The 26,944-nt window shown below is 38.5% G+C and carries 16 protein-coding genes; 6 read left to right on the top strand and 10 right to left on the bottom strand.

All coding sequences use genetic code 11. The features are described from left to right. Window positions 1-9 precede the first annotated feature (9 nt). Window positions 10-1,683, top strand: a complete 1,674-nt coding sequence (locus tag MUB18_RS03880) for a PspC domain-containing protein (RefSeq protein WP_248755014.1) — start codon at window positions 10-12, stop codon at window positions 1,681-1,683. 198 nt (window positions 1,684-1,881) lie between these two features. Continuing rightward, on the top strand, window positions 1,882-4,287 hold the full coding sequence (locus tag MUB18_RS03875; protein ID WP_248755013.1) for a TonB-dependent receptor domain-containing protein: 2,406 nt from the start codon (window positions 1,882-1,884) through the stop codon (window positions 4,285-4,287). Between the two features lie 151 nt (window positions 4,288-4,438). Here MUB18_RS03875 and MUB18_RS03870 read toward each other — a convergent pair whose 3' ends face one another. Beyond that, window positions 4,439-5,461: a LacI family DNA-binding transcriptional regulator gene (locus tag MUB18_RS03870; protein WP_248755012.1), complete on the bottom strand. Its 1,023-nt coding sequence runs from the start codon at window positions 5,459-5,461 to the stop codon at window positions 4,439-4,441. A gap of 247 nt (window positions 5,462-5,708) precedes the next feature. Between MUB18_RS03870 and MUB18_RS03865 the strand changes: the two genes are divergently transcribed. The 4 genes from MUB18_RS03865 (at window position 5,709) to MUB18_RS03850 (ending at window position 13,082) form a co-directional block, all read left to right on the top strand. Further along, window positions 5,709-8,903: a SusC/RagA family TonB-linked outer membrane protein gene (locus tag MUB18_RS03865; protein ID WP_248755011.1), complete on the top strand. Its 3,195-nt coding sequence runs from the start codon at window positions 5,709-5,711 to the stop codon at window positions 8,901-8,903. A 4-nt stretch (window positions 8,904-8,907) separates the two neighbouring features. After that, window positions 8,908-10,686 carry a RagB/SusD family nutrient uptake outer membrane protein gene (locus MUB18_RS03860; protein ID WP_248755010.1) on the top strand — a complete coding sequence of 593 codons (1,779 nt, stop codon included), beginning with the start codon at window positions 8,908-8,910 and terminating at the stop codon, window positions 10,684-10,686. Between the two features lie 24 nt (window positions 10,687-10,710). Next, window positions 10,711-12,264: a DUF5123 domain-containing protein gene (locus tag MUB18_RS03855; protein ID WP_248755009.1), complete on the top strand. Its 1,554-nt coding sequence runs from the start codon at window positions 10,711-10,713 to the stop codon at window positions 12,262-12,264. A gap of 74 nt (window positions 12,265-12,338) precedes the next feature. After that, window positions 12,339-13,082: a rhamnogalacturonan acetylesterase gene (locus MUB18_RS03850; protein WP_248755008.1), complete on the top strand. Its 744-nt coding sequence runs from the start codon at window positions 12,339-12,341 to the stop codon at window positions 13,080-13,082. Window positions 13,083-13,106: 24 nt separating this feature from the next. Here the strand turns inward: MUB18_RS03850 and MUB18_RS03845 are convergent, their stop codons facing one another. From MUB18_RS03845 to MUB18_RS03805, 9 genes are all read right to left on the bottom strand, one after another. Further along, entirely contained in the window at window positions 13,107-14,726 is a 1,620-nt protein-coding gene (locus MUB18_RS03845; protein WP_045752971.1) for an NADP-dependent glyceraldehyde-3-phosphate dehydrogenase, read from the bottom strand. A 46-nt stretch (window positions 14,727-14,772) separates the two neighbouring features. Then, complete coding sequence (locus MUB18_RS03840; protein WP_045752970.1) at window positions 14,773-16,209, bottom strand: MFS transporter; 1,437 nt, start codon at window positions 16,207-16,209, stop codon at window positions 14,773-14,775. A 241-nt stretch (window positions 16,210-16,450) separates the two neighbouring features. Then, window positions 16,451-17,851 carry a glucuronate isomerase gene (gene uxaC / locus MUB18_RS03835; protein WP_248755007.1) on the bottom strand — a complete coding sequence of 467 codons (1,401 nt, stop codon included), beginning with the start codon at window positions 17,849-17,851 and terminating at the stop codon, window positions 16,451-16,453. Window positions 17,852-17,872: 21 nt separating this feature from the next. Then, entirely contained in the window at window positions 17,873-19,519 is a 1,647-nt protein-coding gene (locus MUB18_RS03830) for a UxaA family hydrolase (protein WP_248755006.1), read from the bottom strand. Next, on the bottom strand, window positions 19,509-21,023 hold the full coding sequence (locus tag MUB18_RS03825) for a tagaturonate reductase (protein ID WP_248755005.1): 1,515 nt from the start codon (window positions 21,021-21,023) through the stop codon (window positions 19,509-19,511). Before MUB18_RS03825 ends, MUB18_RS03830 begins: the two co-directional genes overlap by 11 nt. Window positions 21,024-21,044: 21 nt before the next feature. Then, entirely contained in the window at window positions 21,045-22,094 is a 1,050-nt protein-coding gene (gene pelA, locus MUB18_RS03820; RefSeq protein WP_248755004.1) for a pectate lyase, read from the bottom strand. Between the two features lie 5 nt (window positions 22,095-22,099). Then, a complete protein-coding gene (locus tag MUB18_RS03815) occupies window positions 22,100-24,013 on the bottom strand; it encodes a glycoside hydrolase family 105 protein (RefSeq protein ID WP_248755003.1) in 1,914 nt (637 codons plus the stop codon). A gap of 6 nt (window positions 24,014-24,019) precedes the next feature. Next, window positions 24,020-25,690, bottom strand: a complete 1,671-nt coding sequence (locus tag MUB18_RS03810) for a glycoside hydrolase family 28 protein (RefSeq protein ID WP_248755002.1) — start codon at window positions 25,688-25,690, stop codon at window positions 24,020-24,022. Window positions 25,691-25,792: 102 nt separating this feature from the next. Then, window positions 25,793-26,767 carry a pectinesterase family protein gene (locus MUB18_RS03805; protein WP_248755001.1) on the bottom strand — a complete coding sequence of 325 codons (975 nt, stop codon included), beginning with the start codon at window positions 26,765-26,767 and terminating at the stop codon, window positions 25,793-25,795. Window positions 26,768-26,944: the final 177 nt, after the last annotated feature.

Raw genomic sequence — 26,944 nt, 5'->3', positions numbered from 1 at the left:
ATACATACCATGAACAAGACTATAATTATCAATATAAATAGTATCGTTTTTCATATAGAAGAGGACGCATATGATGTGTTGCGCAATTATATGATTGATATTAAAAAACATTTCGGAAGTTCAGAAGATAGCAAAGAGATTTTGGAGGATATCGAAAATCGTATTGCAGAAATGTTTACAGAGAAGATTCAGACCGGCATCAAAGAAGTACTGAATATGGAAGATGTAAATGCCGTAATTGCACAGATGGGAAGTGTTAGCGATTTTGAAATCAATGACACAGATCAACAATATAACGATCAGCAGACGAACAATGCTTATGCTAACTTTAGAACTGGCAAAAAGCTGATGCGAGACCCTGAAGATAAAGTGATCAGTGGTGTATGTAGTGGACTGGGCCATTACTTTGGCATAGAGGCACGTTGGGTTAGGCTTTTATTTGTTTTATTCGTCGTGGTGTTTGGTTCCGGATTTTTGGTCTATATCATTTTGTGGATCGTTATGCCAATTGCAATTACCAGAGCAGATCGTATGGAAATGCGTGGCGAATCACCCAATATTCAAAATTTTAAAAGAAGTTTTGAGGAAGAGTTGAGTGGTCTCAAGGATAATTTTTCGGGTGCTGGAAGTACATTCCATAGAGGTGTTGAATCTGCGGGAACGGCATTTGGAGAGATTGTCAAGATTTTTGCTAAAGTAATCGGTTTGATTGTTGCCTTTTCAATAGGTTTAAGCTTAATATCATTGCTTATTGCACTTATCTTTTTTAGCTTGGGAATCGCAGGTGTGACCGATCGAGGTATTATTGAACCCCTAAACCTGATCGACCCAACGCAAGCTCCTTGGGCACTGACAGCTGCATTTTTAGCTATCGGGATTCCATTTGCGGGATTATTTTATCTGATCATTCGGTTATTGTTTGATCGCAGACCGATGAATAATTACCTCACTACCTCATTATTTTTAGTGTGGATGATTTCTTTGGGAGGTATCATTTACTATTCTGGATCGGTCGCTAAAGATTTCAAAGAGGAAAGTAAGATTGTCGAAGAAAAACCATTAGCATTAAGATCTATTTACCGTATTCAAGAACGTGACGTGCGAGTGATCAAAATAAATGGTGACGATGCCCGCACAAATCTAAAAATAAGGGGAACGAACTTATCTGAATATTTACAGGATGATATCCGAATTCGTTTTGAACGGATCGACTCTGCTCAGATGCCCTATATCAAATACGAATATTCTGCTAAGGGGGCTAATTACAATTTAGCAACGAAAAGAGCATCGGCCATTAATTACAAAGCCGTTCAGGATAGTACGAGCATTATTTTCGATAGTCACTTTAGATTGGCAGAAAATGAATTATATAGAGATCAAAAGGTCAATGTTACGATTTATCTTCCAGTTGGAGCAAAAGTATTATTAAATAGAGATTTGAGCCATAACTATGCTGATATCTCATATTACGAATGCTTGGATCGTTACAGCAATGAGGACATCAAAGAAACAGAATGGGTGATGACAAATTTAGGTTTGAAATGCGCTCTTCCAGAAATTGCTGAAACAGAACACGATACAGAGGAAAACGGAGTGGTAGATACAGTGATCGAAAGACGCGATACGATCATCAGCATTTCACCGGGCACTGTTGTCGTAGAAACAAAAGGGAAGAAAAAATAACGCTGTTCATAAAAGAACATCAAAGACCTTCATTCCGAAAGCCCTTTTCATGAAAGGCATCATTAAATCTAACAAAAAAAGGGCTTTAACACGCTTAAAGCCCTTTTTTTTAAATAAATCAATCTTATTGTAACATTCTATACAAAACTTATACTAACTACTCAACATTTCTATTTCGGATAGAACAACCTATACTCAATGAAAACTAAACTATTACTAACAATCTTATTTGCCATCAGTGCACAACTGCTATGGGCAGCGGTGGGCATAACCGGTAAGGTGGTGAATGAAAAAAATGAACAAATGAGTGCTGTTACAGCTTATTTGATCCACAGTACTAATCATATTATTTTAAAAACAGCCATTACCAAAGAGGACGGACAATATTCTTTCGAAAATGTTGCAGCGGGATCATATTATGTAGAAGCTAGAATGATTGGTTATGAAGTGAAACGCTCCGCTATTATTAATTTTAATAAAACAGCACAGCAAATACCCGATCTGCAGATTATACCGAGCAGCAATACCTTGTCTGAAGTAACCGTAGAAGGAAAGAAACCTCTTGTAGAAAATAAACAAGGAAAGCTAATCTTAAATGTTGAAAATTCACCATTGGCCGCAGGAAATAATGGTTTAGATATTGTGCAGCGCGCACCTGGGGTTAGTTTGGATAATGACAATAACTTACAGCTCATGGGACAATCTGGAGTAAAAGTTACCATCGATGGCCGCCAAACGTATATGACAGGAGAGCAGCTGACGACCCTACTAAAAAGTACAGATGGAAACCAGATTAAGTCTGTTGAAGTTATTAAATCACGTAGTGCCAAAGATGACGCGGAGGGAGCTGTCGGAACGATCAATATTGTGATGAAGAAAAATCGAATGGAAGGTTTTAATGGAAACTTTTCTGCAACTGCTGGATTAGGTGAAAAATTTAGAGGTAATTCAGCTTTGTCACTCAACTACAAAAAGAATAATACGACTTACTTTGGATCTTACTCTTACAGTGACGATAAATATATCAATCGACTTAATATAGAGCGCATCATTTCCAACAATGGAATGGAAACATTATTTGATCAACAATCAAATCTGCATATCAAAGATAGGACACATACCTACAAATTTGGAGTTGAACAGAAAACCTCGGATCGTAATGTAATGTCTTTGCAATTTAATGGAAGTAATAATGTCGAGCTCAATGACAATGATAGCAAATCTTTGATAGGACCATTGACCACAATCGATTCTACATTGATTTCCATGACCCAGTTTAAAGAAGGCTTTAACCGTTATTCATTCAATTTCAATAACGAGTTTAAGATTGATTCAACGGGTAAAAAATTGATCTTGGATTTGGATTGGAGCCAATTTAAAAATAGCAAAAAGGCTGATTATGATAATAGATTGTTTGACAAAAACAATCAATTGATACATGATCCAGAGATCTTAAGAAGTGAGATGCCAATAGGAATTGATATCTATGTTGCAAAACTGGATTACAATCAACCCTTAAGTAAAACTTCCAATCTGGAGACAGGGGTAAAATATTCAAATGTGAAGTCAGATAATAACCTCTTGTTTGAAGAACAATTAGATGACAAGTGGACCAATATTGTCAACAGATCAAATCATTTCATCTATAAAGAGCAAATTGCGGCAGGTTATGTTGATTATGACAATCAAATAGGAAAATGGGGAATTAAAGCGGGATTACGTGGAGAGTATACCTTATCAGATGGTCACTCGCTTACAGAAAGCAAACAGGTAAAACGAAATTATTTTGATTTATTCCCATCGGCAAATTTGAGTTATGATGCCCATGAAAATCATATATTTTCTTTGGGTTATTCGAGAAAAGTAACAAGACCAAATTACCGCCAGCTCAATCCCTTTGATTATTTTATTGATAAGTATACTTCAGAACGTGGTAACCCTTATTTGAATCCGCAATATGCAAATGAGTTAAATTTGAACTATACGCTTTATAAAAAATACACGATTTCCTTAGGCTACAATGCGCAGACAGATGCAATCGTGGAAAGTATGGGACAAGATTCTGTTAAAAAAACGACTTGGGTGACACGTGAAAATCTAGGGAAAAACAATTCGGCTTTTTTAAATTTAAGCATGCCGGTACAGGTGACAAAATTCTGGTCTTCTTATAATAATATCACCGCAGTATATATGAATTTTGATGGAGCCATCGCAGGAGATATAGTAAATAGTACGAGTTTTCTATTTCAGGTCAATTCGATGAGCACATTTAAGCTGTCACCTTCATTATCTGCAGAAATGAACCTACGTTATTTCTCTCCTTTCACATACAATATTTATAAATTGGAGAGCCGTTGGGATGCACAGATCGGTCTTACTAAAAACTTTAAAGATAAAAGAAGCTCGCTTAAGCTAGCTGTATCAGATATCTTCAATACAAGCAATCAAAATCTATCAACCAATTTTTCATCTTTTAACACGAAGATCCGACAAAATCAAGATCGTCGAGTGGCTCGTTTGACCTATTCTTACAAATTTGGGAATTTGAAAAATGCGGCAAAGAAAAAGAATACCGATAATGAAGAAAAGCAACGAGCTTTATAAAAGCATCTTGCTTCACAAATGTAAATAGTTTCAATGTTTATTTAATATGTAGGCCGTAAGTACGAAAGTACTTGCGGTTTTTTATTAAGCTTTTCTTGTTATCAGATTAAGGAGATTAAAAATTGAATCTCTGTTTTGATACAAGTCCAATTTAAATTTTCAAGTCTTTTTCGTCGATGAGCTCTGTTTCTAATGTAATAGTTTCATATTCGGTAATAGGTCTTTTTGCTTCTATCATCTGAATAAGGAGATCCGTTGCTACTTTTCCCATTTCAAATGCAGGCTGCCGGACAACCGTTAGCGAGGGAGAGAAAATACTGACCACATTGGAGTTTGTAAATCCAGCAATTGCTATTTTGCTTATCAATTTTGGATATTTCTTTTTTGAATACATCAAATAACCAGTTGACAATTTATCTCCAGAAATAAATATTGCATCAAATTTTTGTTCAAATAGAGCATCAATAGCTTCATCAATTTCTTGCATATGCATACCACCGTACTCCGAAAACTTCACTAGATTTTCATCATAGCGGATATGGTGCTTTTTTAGCGCTGCTTGGTATCCCGCCAGTCTTTCTTTTGTGATGGATAAAGATTTACTATTAGTCAAGTGTGCTATTTTGCTGTGTCCATTTAAAATTAAATGTTCTGTTGCATCAAAAGCCCCTTTAAAATTATTTGAAGTCACCTTGAATGTATCAAAATCTTCGGGTATTCTGTCAAAGAAAACAATCGGATAGCCTTGCTTGTGCAGGGTTTTGAGGTATTCAATATCATTGGTTTCAGAAGATAAAGAAATCAATAAACCATCAACAGATCGCGAAGACAGGTATTCTACATTCATTTTTTCTCTTTCAGCAGACTCATGTGTTTGTGATATCACCACTTGGTAGTTTTTGTTATGGGCCACAGATTCCACCCCATTGATCACCTGCGAATAAAAATTATTAGCGATCTCACTGACGATGATTCCAATCGAATAGCTTCTTCTCTCCTTTAAGCTTCTCGCGATAGGATTGGCCGTATAGTTGATTTTTTTAGCATAATCTAAAACTAATTTTTTCGTTTCAGCACTAATTTCATAACTATCACGCATAGCTCTTGATACCGTGGAGGTGGATAAATTAAGTGCAAGCGCAATATCTTTAATAGTCGACGGTTTGAATCTCATAATTTTTGGGCTAAATATAATGTTATGGTTTTTTTTTGATAATATCAAATTTTAGTCCACTCAAAATTGCAAACGATACCGGCAACGATTGCATAGATTTTGGTGGAAAATAGTCCTTGAAATGGTATTTAGTTAGTAAACTTGTTACATAAATTAAACCAATTGTAAGAGATTTCTTTAGCCTTTTAAGAGCAATTTCTTCTTGATTACTTTTTGATAAGCAATTTTTAAACTTAATATAAACATTATGAGTAGAGTGTTGTTTTCTACCCTTTTGTGTACAGCCTTTTTTGCAAATGATGCATTTGCACAAAGTAGACAAGTATCCGGTATCGTTAAAGACGCGAAAGATGCAAGTCCTTTGATTGGCGTTAGCGTTAGTGTAAAAGGGTCAGTGAATGGAGCCATTACAGATAAATCTGGAAAATTCATCCTGTCAGTTCCTACCAAAGATACAGAGCTTGTGCTGACCTATGTAGGATACAAGAGCATTACGGTCGTCGTCCCTACAGGAAGCTCCATCATCAATTTGGATATGGAGAGCCTTTCCAATGCATTGGAAGAAGTGTCCGTGAATATTGGATATGGTTCTGTTAAAAGGAAAGACTTGACGGGGGCCATATCGTCAATATCCGCTGATGTAATTCAAAAAGCTCCTGTTGCCTCCGCATTAGAAGCTATTGCTGGAAGGATGGCTGGGATCCAGATATCATCTACAGAAGGCTCTCCTGATGCGGAGATGAAGGTGCGGATTCGTGGGGGAGGATCCATAACAGGAGACAATGCTCCGCTTTACATTGTCGATGGATTTCCGGTCGCTTCTATTGCTGATATTGCTCCTTCAGATATTGAAACAATCGATGTTTTAAAAGATGCTTCTTCTGCGGCAATCTATGGTTCCAGAGGAGCGAATGGCGTGATCCTAGTCACCACCAAAGGAGCCAAGTCCGGTAAAACAGCCGTCAGCTATGCTGCGTACGGTGGTTTTAGAAATATAGCTAATACACTGGATGTACTTACTCCTGCCGATTATGTCAAATGGCAATATGAAAATGCACTACTGAATAACGACCTAGGAGGGTACACCAAGTACTTTGGCAATTACCAAGATATTGATCTGTATGATCAAGTCAAAGCAAATGATTGGCAGGATCTGGTATTTGGTAGAACGGGGAATGTTTTCAATCAAAATATCAGTCTAAGTGGAGGCAGTGATAATACCAAATATACACTGAGTCACACTTTTATCAAGGATAAAGCCATCATGGAGATGTCCGGTTATCAACGCCAAAATCTAAATTTTAAATTAAACCATAAACCGCATAAAAGAGTTACTGTTGATTTGGGCATGCGCTTTTCAGATACCAAGATTGAAGGCGGAGGGACTAATGAACAGAAAGAAATATCTTCAGCAGATTCACGCTTGAAATATGCGATGCTCTATCCTCCTTTTGCCATTCAGGGGCTAACCAATACGGATGAGACTGATGATGAATTTAACCTATATAACCCATTGGAAGCCCTTTCCGATAATGATCAATTACAAAAGAGGAGGACCTATAACCTCAATGGAAGTGTTGCTTGGGAATTGGTTGATAACTTGAAAATAAAATCAGAAATTGGTTATGATGATTTTCGGAATGCCGACGATCGCTTCTATGGAAAAACAACTTATTATGTCGCCAATATTCCCGCTGCGGAAAATCAAGGTTTGCCCGCGATCGTTTTTACTAAATTAAATAAACAATCGCTTCGAAATACCAATACATTGACCTATGATTTTAAAGATATGATGGGTACCCATCATAATTTAAATCTTTTGTTAGGACAGGAGTATATCAAAAGTATATCGGAGTCACATACGACAACGGTACATGGTTTCCCCAAGACATTCGGTTTTGACGATGCTCGAAAACTATCCGCACAAGGTGATGCAAATGCCATTGAAAACTACCTATTCCCTGATGATAAGCTCCTGTCATTTTTCGGTCGATCAAATTATGATTTTAAGGGTAAATATCTGTTAAGTGCCACATTTAGAGCGGATGGTTCATCCAAATTTTCTAAAAACAATAGATGGGGGTATTTTCCATCAGCCTCTGGAGCTTGGCGCATTTCAGCAGAGCCTTTTATGGATAATACCAAGCGCTGGTTAGACGATTTTAAGCTAAGAGCCAGTTACGGAACCGCAGGAAACAATAACATACCATCTGGTCAGATGACACAAACATTTGATGTAAAGCCGACCACTTGGGTCAATGGATTTGAAAGCTATTGGGCTGCATCAAAGATCATGGCCAATTCGGACTTAAAATGGGAAACCACAGTAACGCGCAATCTGGGCCTCGACTACTCCTTATTTGGTGGAGCGGTCACCGGTACCATAGATGCCTATTTAAATCATACGAAAGATCTACTCATCCTCTTTCCAATTCCAGGTACAGGCTATGATGGACAATATCGCAATATGGGAGAAACCCAAAATAAAGGGTTGGAATTGTCCATGGCATGGAAAGCCATACAGAAAAAGAATATAGATTTAAATCTCTCTGCAAATATCAGTTTCAATAGAAACAAAGTTAATTCTTTAGGTCTGATGGAGAGCTTCTATGCCGAAAGTCAATGGGCATCTAGTGAGATCGGTCCCGAGTATATCGTTCAGCAAGGGCTATCGGTGGGTAAGATGTATGGTTACTTAAATGATGGTCGCTACGAAGTATCAGATTTTTCGGGATACGATGCAACCACAAAGAAATGGATATTAAAAGATGGTGTTGCAGACGCAACGGCGGTGGTAGGAGCACTGAGACCAGGTATGATAAAATTGAAAAATATTGCAGGAGAAGGAAATCGTGTTGATGCGACAGATCGAACGATTATAGGAGATGCCAATCCAAGTCATACAGGAGGTTTTTCGATCTATAGTCGTATATATAACTTTGATATCTCAGCCTTATTCAACTGGAGTTACGGCAATGATATTTACAATGCCAATAAGATCGAATACACCTCAACAAGTAAATATTCGTCACGTAATATGATCTCGACCATGGCTGAGGGACAGCGTTGGACCAATTTATTGCCAGATGGAACTCTATCAAACGATCCCAATCAATTGGAAGAGATGAACCGTAATACTACAATGTGGTCTCCACATATGAAAAGTTTTGTATTCAGTGATTGGGCAGTTGAAGATGGTTCCTTCTTGCGCTTTAGTACGCTATCAGTAGGCTATACATTGCCTAATCAGTGGTTGAAAAAAGCGAGCGTCAAAAATTTACGTCTCTATGTAACGGGATATAATCTATTTACGTGGACCAATTATAGCGGTTTTGATCCCGAAGTGTCTACGCGTAGAAAAACAAACCTTACCCCTGGAGTTGATTATTCAGCTTACCCTAAGAGTCGGCTATTTGTTGCTGGTATTAATTTAAATTTTTAAGAAGATGAAAAGAATATATAGTAAAATTTCAATCTTACTTGTTGCTGCGAGTTTATCCGCTTCTTGTAGTAAGGTGTTGGATGCCCCTACCAAATCTTCATTAGATGAATCGATTATTTTTTCTACTCCAAGTTTAGCCTCTGGTGCTATAGCTGGGATTATACAGTCTTTTGGTGAGACAAACTCCTATAGGGGTCGGTATCTGGTGTTCTATGGTGTCAATACAGATACAGAAGTAAACAATGCGTTAAGAACAATTGCTGATGATAAATCGCGACTATCCAATTATAATACCAATGTGAATAATGGGCAGATGAATACGGATAATAACGCTTGGGCAAAATTTTATGAGGGGATAGAGCGTGCAAATATGGCGATTCGTGGTCTACGTACGTATGGAAATGTCGCGAATAATCCTGAATTGGCTCAAATCTTAGGAGAGGTATTGACATTGCGTGCAGTACTGTACAACGATTTATTAAAAGGATGGGGAGATGTCCCTGCTCGCTTCGAACCTTTAACAAGTGAAACCACCTATATCGAGAAAAGTGATCGCGATGTGATTTACAAACAGTTGTTACAAGATCTCGAAGAGGCCGCTACTTTATTGCCTTGGGCAAATGCAACCTCTACGACTTCTTCTGTGGAACGCGTAAATAAAGCTTTTGCAAAAGGGCTTCGTGCTCGTCTAGCTTTGGCAGCTGGCGGATTTTCTCAACGTTCTGATGGAACGATTAGAAGAAGCAATGATCCAGATTTAGCTGTAGCGAAAACCTATGCAATTGCTAAACAAGAGTGTCTGGATATTATCAATAGTGGTACACAACGGTTGCTGGGTTTTGAGGAGGTATTCAAAACATTATGCCGCGAGTCTGGAGCTGCCGGGCTGGAGTCGATGTGGGAGATTCCATTTAGCGAGGGTAGAGGTCGTGTGATCTTTGATCTGGGAGTCAAACATACGACAGTGGATAAGTACACCGGACAAAACAAAGGTGGTACTAATGGACCTAATCCAACGATGTATTATGATTATGAGGAGGGTGATTTGCGCAGAGATGTTTCTTGTGTTCCGTATGAATGGACCGGGGGCAAGCAAGTACCGACCAGTCTAAACAAATGGTACTTTGGTAAATATCGCTATGAATGGATGAGTCGCGTGGTGACTTCTACCAATGATGACGGTTTGAACTGGATGTATATGCGCTACGCCGATGTTTTATTGATGGCGGCTGAGGCGATTAATGAATTGGACGGTCCACAAGCAGCAGCTCCATATTTTAAACAAGTAAGGGCTCGTGCTTTTGCCAATAACACCGCAAAAGTGGATCAGTACATGAACCAAATTACACAAAGCAAAACCTTATTTTTTAATGCTATAGTCGACGAACGAGCCTTGGAGTTTGTGGGTGAAATGCTGCGTAAATCGGATCTTATTCGGTGGAATTTATTGAGTGAGAAGCTGAATGCATCCAAAATTAAATTACAGCAGTTGGAAGCGCGAACTGGAAAATATGAAGGCTTATTGTCCAAAATTTATTTTAGAACCGCAGCGGATCAAGAGACAGTAGAAATCTATGGGCTAAAAAAAGGAGATACAGATGCAGTCGGAAGCACATATGAATCCAGCAAAGCCTGGACATTGAATGCAGCCTCTGATGCTGTGAAGTATTGGGATGGTTTGTTTTTAAGAGATCCAGATCAACAGCAGTTTTGGCCCATTTGGCAAGTGTTTCTGGACGGAAGTAATGGCAAGCTGAATAATAATGGGTTTAATTTTCAGTAATTATTTAAATGAAAACAATAAATTATGATCAAGTTTAACAACTTCATATATCCTTTTATCCTTATTATTTCATTGGGAACGAGTGGCTGCAAGGATGACCGGTTTGCCGAAATAACCACCTTAGATGTAGACCGTGTATTTTCCCCAACATCATTAGAAACACGTGTTGTCAACCAGACAGGAGTGAGACTGACTTGGAAAGCGGTATCAAAAGCAACCTCCTATACCGTAGAAGTGTATGCTTCCAAAGATGAAAGTTTTTCTGGAGAGCCAGAACGTGTGGTTTCTGATATCCTTTTTGATCAGGTACCCTATACCATTACAGGACTTTCTGGGGATACCGATTATGCTGTACGTGTGAAGGCAGTAGGAGTAGATATCAAGGATTCAAAGTGGAGTTCGGCTACGTTTAAAACGAGCACTGAACAAATCTTTAAGGCTGTCGATGTATCCAAAATTGAAGCAAATGCAGCCTTTTTGGAATGGACTGCAGGAGAGAAGGCTACAACGATAGTACTTTCACCAGGAAATATAATTCATCAAGTGACAGCTGACGAAATCGCTAAAGGACAGGCAACAGTAAGTGGCCTAATTGGTGAAACCAATTATGTTGCCACTTTGATGAATGAATCAAAAGTACGTGGGACATTAAGCTTTACAACGGCAATTGATTTGGGGGGTGCGATTTTAATTACGACCGCCGCTGAATTGGAATCAGCAATTAAAAATGCCGTTGGTGGTGAAACATTTGCCTTAAAATCTGGAGAATATCTGTTGAGTACAGACCTGCTCATTAGTAAAGTAATCAGTATCAAAGGAATTGAATCGGTCAATAAGCCCGTTTTGATTAATGCCGGATTTATAGTGAGCGATGGGGCAGCACTTTCCATAAAAGATCTGATTCTGGACGGTAAAAAAGAAGTGGCTTCTACATTTATTTACAAACAGTTTGACAATGGAACATATGGAGATCTTCATGTACAAGATGTTGTGATCCGAAATTATAAAAATAGCTTACTGAATGTTGCTGACAAATCACTGATTAATGCGGTGCAATTTGAACAGGGCATTTTCCACAATATCGAAGGGACTGGCGGTGATTTTATTGATATCAGAAAAGGTTTGGTCAAAGGTTTGACATTCGTTAACAATACCGTTTACAACTGTGTTGCTGCAAGAGATTTGTTTCGTATGGATGCAGATGGCTCTACCAATTTTCCAAGTGAAAATGTTATCCTGAAAGTTTCAAACAATACATTTTATAATGTGGTTAATTTGAATACGAAAAGGTTATTCTATGTGCGAGCAACAAAAAATGAAATTTCATTTACGAAGAATATCGTTGCAAATACGGACGGCTTGCTGGCGAATCAAGCAGCCACGACATTAAAAACAGTAGCGAACAATAATTATTTTAATGCCGTAAATTTTACAGCAACATCATCTGCCAGTATAAAGATTGACCCATCGGGAACAACCCTGAACCCAGGATTTAAAGATGTTTCAAAGGGAGACTTTACAATTTCGAATAGCACGCTAAAAGAGAATGGTATTGGTGATATGAGATGGATTAAATAGTTTTGGTTGTTTAGTTTATAGCCTGTCTAGTATAAATGGGCAGGCTATTTTTAGTCACCATCATAAAATATGATATGAACAAGATATTTTTGTTATTGATTTTAACAGCGCTCGCATCTTCGTTTTCTCTTGATAAAACGAGGGTGTATATCATAGGTGATTCAACCGCCGCGGATAAAAAAGCAAATGTCTTTCCTGAAACAGGATGGGGAACACCTTTTAAGCAGTTTTTTAACGCAGATGTAGAAGTCATTAATTTAGCCATTAACGGTAGGAGCACAAAATCATTCCGTAAGCCCAATGATTCAGTAGGACATATTAGCTGGTCGGAGGTGCTGAATGATTTGCGAGCAGGAGATTATGTTTTGATCCAATTTGGTCATAATGATGAAAAAGTGGACCGGCCCACAGTGGGTACAAGTTTGCAGGAATATGAACAGAATCTGATGCAATATGTGGCCGAAGTACGAGCAAAGGAAGCGTATCCCATTTTATTGACTTCTATAGTAAGAAGGAAATTTGAGGATGGTCAGTTGGTCGATACGCATGGGCAATATCCAGATCGGGTAAGGAGTGTTGCGCGTACATTAGGAGTTCCTATGATTGATATGGAAAAAAAAACGCGTACATTATTGATGGAGTATGGAGAAGAGTCTTCTAAAAACTTGTTTTTACATGTACCTCCTCCTCATCCCAATTATCCTAACGGAAAGATTGATGATACACACCTGAATGAGCGCGGAGCGCTTGTAATTGCCCAATTGGTCGTACAAGGGATCAAAGAGCAGTCGATAACATTAGCGCAAAAGATAAAATAAAAAGGGGCAAAGCCCCTTTTTATTTTAGAAAATGTATTTGGTACTTAAGAAATTGGAACTGTTGGAGCTCACAATATCATTAAGCATCTTTTTATTGTCATCTGTAAATTTGGCCGCAACGAGAGAACGGATAGAGAATGCACGCAATGCATCCACGACCGATAACGTACCTTCGGCACTGTCTTTACGACCAGTAAATGGAAAATTATCAGGACCTCTCTGGCATTGACAATTAATATTTACACGGCTTACCTGATTGACCAATGGATCAATTAAAGAAGAGATCACAGCAGCATTATTACTGAAAATACTAACTTGCTGACCATGCGAAGATTCAATTAAATATTCAATCGGTTCTTCTAAGTCATCAAAAGGTACAACAGGAATCACTGGACCAAACTGCTCTTCTCTATAAAGCTTCATATTGGCATTTACCGGATACATGATCGCCGGATACACAAATGATTCTTCTACTTGTCCACCATTTGGATTGATGACCTTCGCTCCATTGGCAATGGCATCTTGGATACATTCGGTTAAGTATGCCGGTTTGTTTAATTCAGGTAATGGTGTTAGCGACACCCCTTTTTCCCAAGGCATACCAAACTTCAATTTCTCCACTTCTGCTGTTAAGCGTTTTAAGAATTCTTGTGCAATACTACGGTGTACGTACACTATTTTTATGGCTGTACAGCGTTGACCATTGAAAGAAAGTGACCCCAATACCGTTTCCGATACAGCTAAGTTAAGATCAGCATCTTTTGTGATAATCGCTGCATTTTTGGCATCCAATCCTAAAATGGCACGTAGGCGATTTACTTTAGGGTGCAGTTTTTTTAATTCATCTGCGACTTTACTAGAACCAATTAATGTTAATACGTTAATTTTTCCAGACTGCATCAAGCTCGGTACAATATTGTTTCCTCTACCGTAGATGGTATTGACTACACCTTTTGGAAAACTAGTTCTGAATGCCTCTAACAAAGGGTAGTGCAATAATGTACCATGCTTAGGTGGTTTAAATAATAAGGTGTTGCCCATTATCAATGCCGGTATAAGCGTAGTAAAGGTCTCGTTCAAAGGATAGTTAAAGGGGCCCATACAAAGTACTACACCGAGCGGTGAGCGTCTGATCTGAGCAATAATACCTTGTTCGATTTCAAATCTTGAAGACTGTCTGTCAATATCTTTTAAAGCATCGATCGTGGCATAGATGTATTCTACGGTACGATCAAATTCTTTGATGGAATCTGTATATGATTTTCCGATTTCCCACATGATCAATTTGACAACAATGTCTTTTTTCTCGATCATTTTTTTGGTGAAATTTTCGACACAGATGATGCGATCAGCCACACTCATTGTTGGCCATTCACCGCGACCATTATCAAAAGCTTGGACAGCAGCATCTAGCGCTGCCATAGATTCTTTTTCAGTACATACTGGAAAACTACCGATACGCTTTCGTTGAAGACCGTCCTTGGTCTTGACACATATAGGTGAAAAAACTTCATTGATTTGTCCTTCCCAAGGAATCATTTTCCCATCAGAAAGGAACTCGCGTTGATCGACTTGTTGTTCGAGCGTAAATTCAGGAGGGATGTTACTCTCCTCGTAGAAAATACTTTCTAATTCTAAGTTCATTTAGAGTTTAGTTTAATTATGGATTAGGTTGTTGAATATATTATAATTATAAATCTACGATTTTCATTTTAGGAACCAAAGCTTTCATGACTATCCATGCAATTAAATATGCAACAGCACAAAATGAAAAAATGATGAAATAGCCTGCTGCCTCGCCATGGAATCCCATAAATTTCATTTGAGTTTCTTTGGCATAATCAAATAGAACACCAGATATTTTGTTGATAATAAATGCACCAAGTCCTCCGGCTAAACCACCGATACCTGTTACTGTAGCAATTGCTTTCTTTGGAAACATGTCACCAACAGTTGAGAAGATATTGGCAGACCAAGATTGATGAGCTGCACCCGCAATACCGATAAAAACTACAGGAACCCAGTAAGACACATATCCTAGAGGTTGTGCAAATAAAACAATCAAGGGAATAAAAGCAAAGATCAACATCGCGCGCATTCTGCCTTCATACGGATTCATACCTTTCTTTTCGACAAAAAGAGTAGGTAGGTATCCACCGTAGATGGAGAATAGGGTAATCATGTATAGAACAAAAATGGCCAACTGTCCTTCGGTATCGGACGATTTAATGTCATATACAGCACTCAGATAAGCCGGCATCCAAAATAGGAAAAACCACCAAACACCATCAGTCATAAATTTTCCAAAAGCAAAAGCCCATGTTTGTTTATGCTTAAAACAATCTATAAAAGAGACTTTTGTCTTTTCATTTAGCTTTTGTTCTTCTGTATGATGTGCCGAATCTTGTAGGATATAAGTTAATTCACTTTCATTGACCTGAGGGTGTTCTTCAGGTTTCTTATACATAAATATCCAAAATCCCATCCAGACAAATCCCAAGGCACCAATAATAATAAAGGACATTTCCCAACCGTAGTACTTCGCTATTGTAGGAATAGTAATGGGGGCTACTAATGCTCCAATGGTAGCACCTGCATTGAAAATACTGGTTGCCAATGCACGGTCTTTTTTTGGAAAATATTCTGCTGTTGCCTTGATCGCTGCGGGAAAATTACCAGCTTCGCCAATGGCCAATACAAAACGAGCAAAAATAAATAAGGTGACACTCGTGCTGATCACCAAGCCCACATCATTGATCGTACCTATTACTTCTTTGGACTCTTCAAAATTTAAAAACCAATTGCCTGTCAGTTGCCCCGCCGTTGCGATACCACAAAAAGCATGTAGGATAGCACCGATAGACCAGATACCTATTGCCCAAAGAAATCCTTTTTTTGTGTCCATCCAATCGACAAAACGACCAGCAAAAAGCATACTCACCGCATAAAAAATGGAGAATAGTGCTGTTATTGTTCCGTAATCATTATTAGTCCAATGAAACTCTGGACTGATGAAGTCTTTCCAAGTTAGCGAGAGCACCTGACGATCTAAATAATTGATAGTAGTGGCAAAAAATAGGAGGGCACAAACGCTCCAGCGATACTTTGTTGGTTTATTATTGTTCATATTTTTAGGTACTTTTTCTTTACATGGTTGATATAAAGAAATGTTAGTTTGTTCGTATTCCTTTCAATAAGAGTATATCAATAGCTACGGACAAGTCCATCCTGGTAACTTAGGTTGATAAATGATTCTATACTCTAAAGTTAAGGCTTATAATAAAACTGAACAAAAAGAACTGCTTATATTTACGCAAACGTTTTCAGAGATCATCTGAATATGGAGCAGCTCTTTTTGTCCGCAATATTTAAAACCTAAAGTATGCTTTGGCATTGTTGTAGCAAATATCCTCAATGATCTTGCCGATCCATTCCTGATCATCTGGCAATTCCCCATTTTCAACATCGTCTCCAAATAGATTACAAAGTATACGTCTAAAATATTCATGCCTTGGGAATGAAAGAAAGCTTCTTGAGTCTGTCAGCATACCGACCATCCTGCTAAGAAGTCCCATGTTGGACAAAGCGTTCAATTGTTTGGTCATACCATCCTTTTGATCTAAAAACCACCAGGCAGAACCAAATTGTATTTTTCCTGCAATCGAACCGTCATTAAAATTTCCGATCATCGAGGCGATCAATTCATTATCTGCAGGGTTGAGGTTATAAACAATCGTTTTGGCAAGCTGGTCAGTACGATCCAACTTATTCATAAACTTTGAAAGAGCCGTCGCTTGACTGAAATCGCCGATAGAGTCCCATCCCGTATCTGGACCCAGTATAGTGAGCATACGACTATTGTTGTTGCGTAATGCGCCAAGGTGATACTGTTGTACCCAGTTCTTTTCATGATCCAGTTCTGCAAAGTAGATGAGCATGGCAGATTTGAATTTTAAATTTTCTTGCAGACTGAGATCCTGTTTATTTCTGATTTTGGCAAATATTTGGATGATCTCCTGTTCGGTATAATCTTCGGCATAGACCTGGTTGATGCCATGATCTGATAGGCAACAGCCATTGGAGGCGAAAAAATCATGACGTGACCGAATGGCCTTACAGTAATCTTGGAATGAACTGATATCCATATCTGTACACTTTTCCAATTGATCTATGTATGAATTAAGCTCATCCACACGGTCGCAATTCATAGCCTTATCAGGTCTAAATGCGGGTAGCATCTTAAATGTTTCTTTTTCAGAAGCAAATTGTTGATGATCATTTAAGCTATCGATCGGATCATCTGTTGTGCATATCACTTCCACGTTCATTTTTTTGAGCAGACCACGGACATTAAATTCTGGTGATTGCAGTTGTTCGGAGATACGGTCGTAAATAGCTTTTGCATTTTTACCAGAAAGTATTTCTTCAATACCAAAATATCGTTTCAATTCGAGATGTGTCCAATGATAAAGTGGATTTCTCAAAGTATACGGAACTGTCTCTGCCCATTTGATAAATTTTTCCTCATCCGTAGCATCTCCAGTTATATACCTTTCATCTACACCATTGGTACGCATAGCTCTCCATTTATAATGATCGCCATATAACCAGAGCTGAGAGATATTATCAAAAGATCTATTTTCGACGATCTGCTGCGGTATAAGGTGATTATGATAATCAATAATGGGTTGATGTTTCGCAAAACCGTGATATAGATCTTGCGCTGTTTTTGTCGTTAATAAGAAGTTTTCGTCTAAAAAAGATTTCATATCAAATGGAATTATATGGATTTATAAACTCACTCCTCGTTTCCAAGGAATAAAATCATCTTGATTGAGTAAGACGGCTTTGGGTATAATCGCACCGCTCGCCGCTTGGATACAATAATGCAGTATATCTTCACCCATTTCTTCAATGGTCTTTTCACCATCGATAATCGGTCCTGTATTGATATCGATGATATCTGCCATTTGCGTTGCAAGTTTTGTGCTGGTTGCGACTTTGATGACGGGGCAGATGGGATTGCCTGTCGGAGTACCAAGACCTGTGGTAAATAAGATCAATGTTGCGCCTGATGCTGTTTTTCCCGTTGTGGCTTCCACATCATTGCCCGGTGTACAGACCAAATTAAGCCCAGATTTTGAATAAGATTCGGTATAGTCCAGCACATCTACAATAGGAGAGTTGCCTCCTTTCTTTGCCGCTCCATTACTTTTTATGGCATCGGTGATCAGGCCATCTTTAATATTACCCGGTGATGGATTCATATGAAAACCCGATCCAGCCTGTTCTGCAGAAGCGCTATAAGCTTGCATCAGGGAGATGAATTTTTTAGCGGCATGCTCGTCTATAGTACGATCAATCAAACTTTGTTCGGCCCCGCACAGCTCTGGAAATTCCGCTAAAAGAACAGTTCCACCCAAAGCCACTAATAAATCTGAAGTGTATCCCACAGCAGGATTGGCTGAAATTCCACTGAATCCATCGCTTCCGCCGCATTTGACTCCCAACACCAATTTGCTTAATGGAGCGGGCTGCCTTTCTATCTCATTGGCTTGGACTAGACCTTCAAATGTAGCGGTGATAGCTTCTTTGATCAGGATTTCTTCACTCTTGGACTGCTGCTGTTCGAAAATAAAAATAGGTTTATCGAAGTCTGGATTTCGATCCTTTAGATCGGTTAAAAAATCATTTATTTGAAGATTTTGACATCCTAAACTCAGAATGGTGATACCGCATACATTCGGATGATCTGCATAAGCGCCCAATAGCTTACTTAATATTGCCGCATCTTGACGAGTGCCACCGCAGCCTCCTTGGTGATTTAAAAATTTAATACCATCAATATTCTTAAAAACACGTTCAGAGGTTGGAGAAAAATGGACGAATTCATCCATATTGACCTGCTGTAATGGCCTTCCATTTTTGTGCGCATGTACTAGTGCCTTTGTAAATGACTTATATTTTTCAGAAACATTATAACCCAGTTCATTGTATAAGGCTTCCTTAATAATATCGAGATTTCTATTCTCACAAAACACGAGAGGAATGAATAACCAATGATTTGCCGTACCCACACGTCCATCTGATCGTACATAACCATTAAATGTTTTGCCTTTAAAAGAATCGATATGAGGAGCTGTCCACTGATAATCATAAGGACGAAAACAATAGGTATCTACTGCGTGTTTTGTATTGTCTGTATCCATACGACTTCCTTTGGCGATCGCATATTGAGATTTACCGACCAATACTCCATACATCAAAATATCATCACCGGCATGCATATCATCCATAAAGAATTTATGTTTTGCCGGAATATCAGCGGTAAGGGTGATATCACTACCTTTAAATGAGATGACCTCTCCCTTTTTCAGATCTTGCAGTGCGACCAGCACATTATCTAATGGGTGGATCTGTAAAAACTTAGTTTTCATACTTTAATTGCTCCTGTTTTTTTAAGACCGCCTCTATTCCTATACTGCTGATTTGTTGAATGTAGTTTGCTACAGCGTTATAAAATCCTGGAAAAGCCGATAGATCTTGTTCCCATACTGCAGTCGACTTTAAGATATCGCTGATCTGATGAGATCCTTTCGCCCATTGCTGGTATAATGCCGACGCATATTCATCCTGAATATTAAAATTGGAGGCGATATGTTGTGTCTGAAAAGCGCCATTGATTTCTTTGGTATCCATGAGGATTACATATGCCGCAAAACCTAAGGCGATATGTTCAGGTGCATACTGATGCAATTGATACCATTTGTTCAATAGACCCAGTATCCTTAATTTAATTTTGGAGGTATAATTTAATGAAATGGCTTTCCACTGGTGGTCCAAAAATGGATTGCGGAATCTGTCAATCACGGATTTTGAAAAAACCTGTACATCTTCATTTGTAATGGTCTCGTCCAAAATTGAAGGACCGATCTCTGTTTCCATTAAATCGGACACATACCCTAGAAAATCATCATTCTCCATTGCTTTTTTAACGGTATCAAAGCCCATTAACAGCGCGATTGCACAGGATAGGGTATGTGTTCCATTTAATAAGCGCAATTTAAGTTCTTTAAATTTTTGAATATCAGGAACGATCGCTACTCCTTTATTGACTTGTGCAAAGGAAAGCTTTTCGATAACTTGAGGATCAGAAGACTCAATTGCCCATAAGCTAAAAGGTTCCACCATGATCATGAGTTCGTCGTCGTATCCTAATTTTGATGTTGTCTCTTTATAATCTTCAGATGCCAGCTTTCCAGGAACAATGCGGTCAACAAGTGTGTTGCAGAACGAATTTGCTGTTTTTATCCATCGGATAAAAAGCTGATTCATATGATTGATAGCAGCTAATTGAAGCACGTATTCTTTCAGTTGATCTGCATTATTACTGATTAATTCGGTAGGTAGAATAATGAATCCTGCATTGGGATCACCTTTGCACTCTTGAAATCTTGCAAATAATATCGCCAATAATTTCCCTGGGAATGAAGACGGTACTCCAACAGAAATATCTTCACTGCTCGATGTGATGCCAGCTTCTGTTGTATTGGATATGATGATTTTAATAGCAGGGTTGATCGCTGCTTCTATGATTTGATCCCAGTCTTTTGTAGCAGTCAAAACACGACTGATAGAAGCGTTGATAATCTGCTGGTTGACCGTTTCCTTATTTTCTATTCCGCGGACACAGGTGGTATAGAGATTGCCCTGTTGCTCAAAAGCAACAGTATCTCCTTGATCTGTCGATTTTACAATAACAATGCGGCCATTAAAAACCCCTTCTCGATTTGCCTTGTCGATATAGAAATCAGGAAGGCCTCTCAGTAATACACCAGTACCAAATTGTATAATTTTCTCTGGAAGATCAAAAACTGAATCCACTGGTTTCAGCACTTCGGTATTGGTAATTTCTGGTAGATTTTGGCGATTTAAAATCATTTTTTATTCCGTGTTTAATAATTAATTTGGATTCACTACATTATTTCTTTTGAGCCATTTAGGATAATCTTTTTGGAGAAGCTTCTCCGGCCAGTTTCCAAACCAGGCATAGCCATTTTTTCTTTCTTCTGATAAATCTTCAAAATTGGATGTGATCAAATTGCCTCGATCACCGTAAATGGGTTTATTTGACTCAAGATCATAAAATCTTGCCCAAACAGTTGAAGATGTATCTGCGATCAAATGACGTATGGATCTTTTTGTTTTAGGGTCAATCTCATGGTCAAATCGATAACCTGCAATCTGATGTTGTTCAAACCACTTAATAGCAGCATGGATTGCTGTTATAATATCTGGAGATGGATTTTTTTGTGCCATTAAAAATCGAACTATACCAACAGATTCACTGGTACTCAATGCTGCTGGTTCAAAACTTCTGGCCTGAGCGGGTAAAAGAGACTCGGGGTCATATTGAGCAGACCATATCGTCAGTAGGCTGTCTTGTTTTACTTGTAGTTGTAGGATGATGGCAATGCCTCTTTCTACTGCAGACTGTGCCTTTGGGATATAGGATCTATCAACCAGTTCAAAGTCATTGTTGGCCGTCGCGATATCATGTAGTATCTGCAATGCATTGATCATCGCATCATCATTGAAGGTGATTTGGCTTCTATAGAGAGAAGTGTTGGGATAGTATTGAGGAAAACCACCATGGCTATATTGTGCCTCTAATAGGTAATCAATACCTCTTTCTGCCGCCTGTAAATACGTTATGTTTTTTGTTTTTTTGTAGGCTTTGATTAAAGTCGTTATCTCCCTCGTGGTTGCTTTATTGTCTATGGTTGCAGACTCGATAGTCGTGCTTTTTATCCTCGTTAAAAGCGATTTGCTGATCTGCAAGTCATAGTTAACCACACTTTTATCTTTTAGTTGCTTAGGCCACCCCCCATTTTTTAATTGATAAATCAGCATCTTTTCAGCCATAGGATCTTTGATCTCATTGGGCTGAGCAAAACACAGCAGGTTGGAAAATAGCCAAAACATCACTGTTGTTAAAAATGAGTACCGCATAGCCATTAGTTTTTAATTTTTGAGATCAACCAGGTTGTTAATTCTTCTGCTGCTTGAAAGTTTTGAAAATCTTTAGGCAATTTTCGACCATCCACATACTCGTTATATAACCAGGGATCTCCGATAGCGAAAACAGTTCCTTTCCCAAATGAAGCTGTGGCCATAATGATGTCATCATGATGCTTGACAAGCTCTTTTGCAGGATATTTTAGAGATAAAGTAGAAATTTCCTTGACATATATTTTGTTTACATCATGAAAAATACCCGTTCCTTTTGGCACATATACAGCACCCTCTTCATAATTATTATTTTTCACCCGATTCTTACTGTCCTCGTTAAAAGTAATTCCAAATTTTGTGGCTAACGTATTGAATTCTTTTATTTCGCAATTGCCAACGTCGTTGAGTAGTAATACAAGTACGCCTCCTTTTTTCACCCAATTAGCGATCTCAGAAGCAGATTGCTCAGTCATCATGTGGGGTTGTTCGGTTTCCTTTTCGGTATCAGGATCAACGATAATATAGATATTGGATCGGCTCAGATTGCTCAAGTTAGGAGCTGTTTTGAGTATGTTGGTCTGGATATGCTTTCTGTTGAAAATTCTCCCCCAAAACGAAAAACCATTGTTGTCATCGCCATCCCATAAATAATGATAAGGTTTTAATTTTCCTGTTGGATCAGCTTTATATTCGTTATTGAAATAATTATCCAATGTAACGGTAAATTGCTTTCCTTTAGGCTGTTCTTGAAAGATTTCCATTTCCGAGGCAGCGAGTATAAATGGACCTACGCCCTTCGGGTCGTTGCTTACAACAGGTTCACTCATATAATACTCAAAACTTCCATCTCTATATTTTTTCTTTCCACCTAATCCCGATACTTCAACCACATGATTGAGATTGATCTGTCCATTTGGTGAAGTTGATATAAATTCTTTGAGAAGTCCTTCATATGCTTTTTGAGTATTTTTAGCATATCCTTTAGACACATATCCCAATCGGATACTTTTTGCTAAAGCATATACAAACATGCTTGAAGCCGATGCTTCAACATAATTTTCCTTGATATCTCCGCGATCCATCACATCAAACCAGACACCTGTTTTTGGATCTTGATATTTTACGATAGTCTTTAGCGTCCTATTCAAAAGATCAATCAAAGGCTGCCGATTGGCATTTTCAAGAGGGAAATAATCAAGTACATCTACTAATCCCATCACATACCAACCCATCCCTCTTGCCCAAAAATTAGGAGATTGCCCCGTCTTGGCGTTTGCCCATTTTTCTGCCCGAGACTCATCCCAGCCATGATAGAGTAGTCCCGTCTTCTGATCTTTGGCATTCTTTTCCATCCAAAAGAACTGATTGGCGATATCGTTGTACTCATCTGTCAGATTCATGAGCGCAGCATATTCTGCTCGGAAAGGTTGAGCCATGTACAGTCCATCCAACCACATTTGATTGGGATAGATTTTTTTATGCCAATAGCCACCTTCTTGAGTTCTAGGGTGATTTAATAGCTGTTTGTAAAGAGCATGGCAAGCTTTTAAGTATTTTTCTTTTTTTGTGACTTTGTAAAGTAAGAGCAGTGTACGTCCATTTTTGATATGATCAATATTAAAGTCTTTCGCCGAATAATTTTTTATGGTCCCATCTTGTCCGACAAACTTATCCATCCAAGATTCGATATAACTAAAGTACGAGCTATTTCCCGTATTTTTCCATGTTTCAGCAACCCCTTCAAGCACCACGCCCATATCGTAAGTCCATTTTGGTCCTTTGGTGTTATTCACAAAAACACTATCCTTAAATAGTTTATCAATGGCAGTTTGCGTCATTTTTTCAGATAAAGGTATCTGACCAAAACCATGTGTATATAGACTACAGACAAGTAATATAAGAGCAACTATTTGTTTCATCACAGGTTATTTTTTGATTTTCAGTACAGATTTTGATAATCCAGATGCTATCTTGCTTATTGTTTTAGCCTTGTTTACATCTGTTTTGATGACTTGGATATTTTTTGAATTTTCTCCATACAGATCAAACAGCAGGGTAGCATCATCCTGATATTTTAAGTTTTCAAAAACAATATTTTGTGCATTTTCAATATGTACTACCGGTGTAGTCTCTTTTGAAAAAATGGTGATATCCTTGAGTTTTATGTTAGACGCTTCGATGATATCAATACCCTTTTTTGCCTGTATCGTTACCTTTTCGATGGTTATATCTTGGATATTCATTTCAGGTAGACCTCTGAAAAATATTCCTTTTTCAGCCCCGTTGACAAATACATTTTTAATATGAAAATTTTTGAATTGAGGAGTTTCCTCAGTGACAGGGATTTTTTCAGCTTTAACTTTTTCTCGCCTCTCTCCAGCCATAGGAACAGGATCAACGGCTTCATAGTACATGTCAAATAGAATAGCCTCTCCAGGTATATCGATCATATTGATGTTCTCGATAAAAATATTTTCAACGGTACCCCCTCTTCCTCTTTTTGTTTTAAATCTTAAGCCGATATCCGTTCCAATAAAACTGCAGTCTTGAACCCAGATGTTTTTGGCACCGCCACTCATCTCACTGCCGATCACAAATCCACCGTGGGCATGGTAAACCACATTGTTGCGGATTAATACATTTTCCGTAGGTTTTCCTCGTTCCCTTCCCGATTTGTCACGTCCCGATTTGATACAGATACCATCATCGCCTACATCAAAAGTGCAATCTTCGATCAGTACATTTTTACATGACTCAATATCAACACCATCTCCATTCTGTCCATACCATGGATTGCGGACCAATAGACGGCGCAATGTCAAGTCTTCGCACAACAAGGGGTGCAGATTCCATGCTGGAGAATTTTGTATGGTGACACCCTCTAGGAGCACTTTTTTGCAATTGGTCAACACCAATAGATTGGGACGTAGAAAATCTTTTATATGTTCATAATCGGAGGAAGATGTCCCAGCAGTCATGACACCCGCTTTTTTATCTTTAGATCCGGCCAATGATTTTTCAGAAGGATACCAGATCTGATTTGATTTGTCTACAACGCCGCCCGAATTAACAAGATTTTTCCATTGCGAATCTGTGAGTTTACTTTTCTTGACCATTCTCCATGCATCACCATTGCCATCGATAACGCCCGAACCCGTAATCGCAATATTAGTTAGATCAGTTCCGGAGATTGGACTCTGATTGCGCCAAGCAGGTTGTCCTTCCCAATTTGCTGCTATCAATTTATATTGATCAAAATCATCCGTAAAGAATAGGATTGCATCTCTTTTTAAATGAAGATTGACATTACTTTTTAAGATAATAGGACCTGTCAGCCAAAGTCCTGATGGAACTAGCACAACACCACCACCTTGAAGACTACTCTGTTCAATCGCCTTATTAATAGCAGTTGTATTTAAAAAATGGCCATCTCCTTTTGCCCCGTGATTGACGATATTGATCGTGTCGGAGCGGAATGATACTGTTTGAACAACCGGAGGTTGAGGTGCTTGAGCAAAGACAGAAGAACCAGACAGTACTATAACTGCTAGGATACCTTTTTTGATGCTACTGAAATAATTACGGGAAGTCCTCATAATTAGGAAGTCTTAAAGTTTATAATTGGGTTGTATGTAACACAAGTGTACGATCTTTGTCGATGAAATCGAAGTGAAATCTATGCAATCGTTACCGGTAAATCATGGGTTTTTGATGATATCGCTGGGATCCCAGTCATCAAAATAAGTATTGATCTGATATTTTTCCGCTTCGGAATGTGTTAACTGGTGACTCCAGTGCACGCGTTTCTCCACGTGGCTACCAGGTCCCTTATTTCCATATTCGGCAAAGTATGCTGTTTTTTCATTTTCAATATTGCGCCAGTTGTCCCACCCGCCTTCATCAATAAAGTCTGGCAATGTCGTGTGTTGAAAAATAACTTTAGCATGGGGGCGCCACGGCCTTCCTAAATAGAATTTTCCTGTAGATCGGTCACCGATGATCAGACATTGATTGAAAAGATATCCGTTTTTGACGTCTATCGGTGTTGATGCTGCTGTGATATAACCACTATTCTTGCATTTTAAAATGCATTTTTCAAACCATACCGTAGACGAGCCAAAGATAAAGTCGACTGTGCCTTCGATATGACAGTTTACATACAACTGTCGAGCACCCTTGCCATAAGTATACAGCGTATCTTGGAAACCCAAGAAAATGCAATTTTGAAAAATAGCTTTATCGGCAGCTATCCATGCGGCTACCGCTTGACCTACGGGTCCAGAAGAGTTTTCAAAGGTGATATTTTGAGCATAGAAACCATCACCGTAGATCAATATGCTTGATGAGCCTGAAGTACCGATCTCTTCGCCAAAGCTGTTTTTCTTCTGAGCGAAATCATCATAGCTAAGGACAACTTGTTGGTTTGGTTCGCCAATCAGTTGAATAAGTTGCTTCGAGCCCGCAATAATGATCTTTTCTTTATAGATGCCCTTTTTTATTAATATGCGGGTAGCTTTTTTTCTAAAGTCAGGTGTGGCATTTATTGCTTCTTGCACTGTACTAAAATCGCCATTCCCTTCTTTGGATACGATGTAATCATATTCTTGAGCATAGGACACAGGTATCAATTGCAATATAATCAGTAAAATAAAAATGATACGTTTTGACATCATGAGATCGGGTTACTGGTATTGGTATATCTCTAAAATAAGGAATAAAAAGACGAATCAAGAGATTTCACCTATCATAAAATATGCAAACGTTTTCGGGAACGATTGCATAATCAGGATTTGTGATTGCGTCCGATTAGCAGTAAACTTGTTGTAACCAGTGCTTCCTTTGACATAGGT

Origin of the sequence: Sphingobacterium sp. PCS056 (assembly GCF_023273895.1) — a bacterium.
GTDB lineage: Bacteria > Bacteroidota > Bacteroidia > Sphingobacteriales > Sphingobacteriaceae > Sphingobacterium.
The sequence above is the reverse complement of the archived record's forward strand: the minus strand, read 5'-3'. Positions and strand labels throughout refer to the sequence as shown.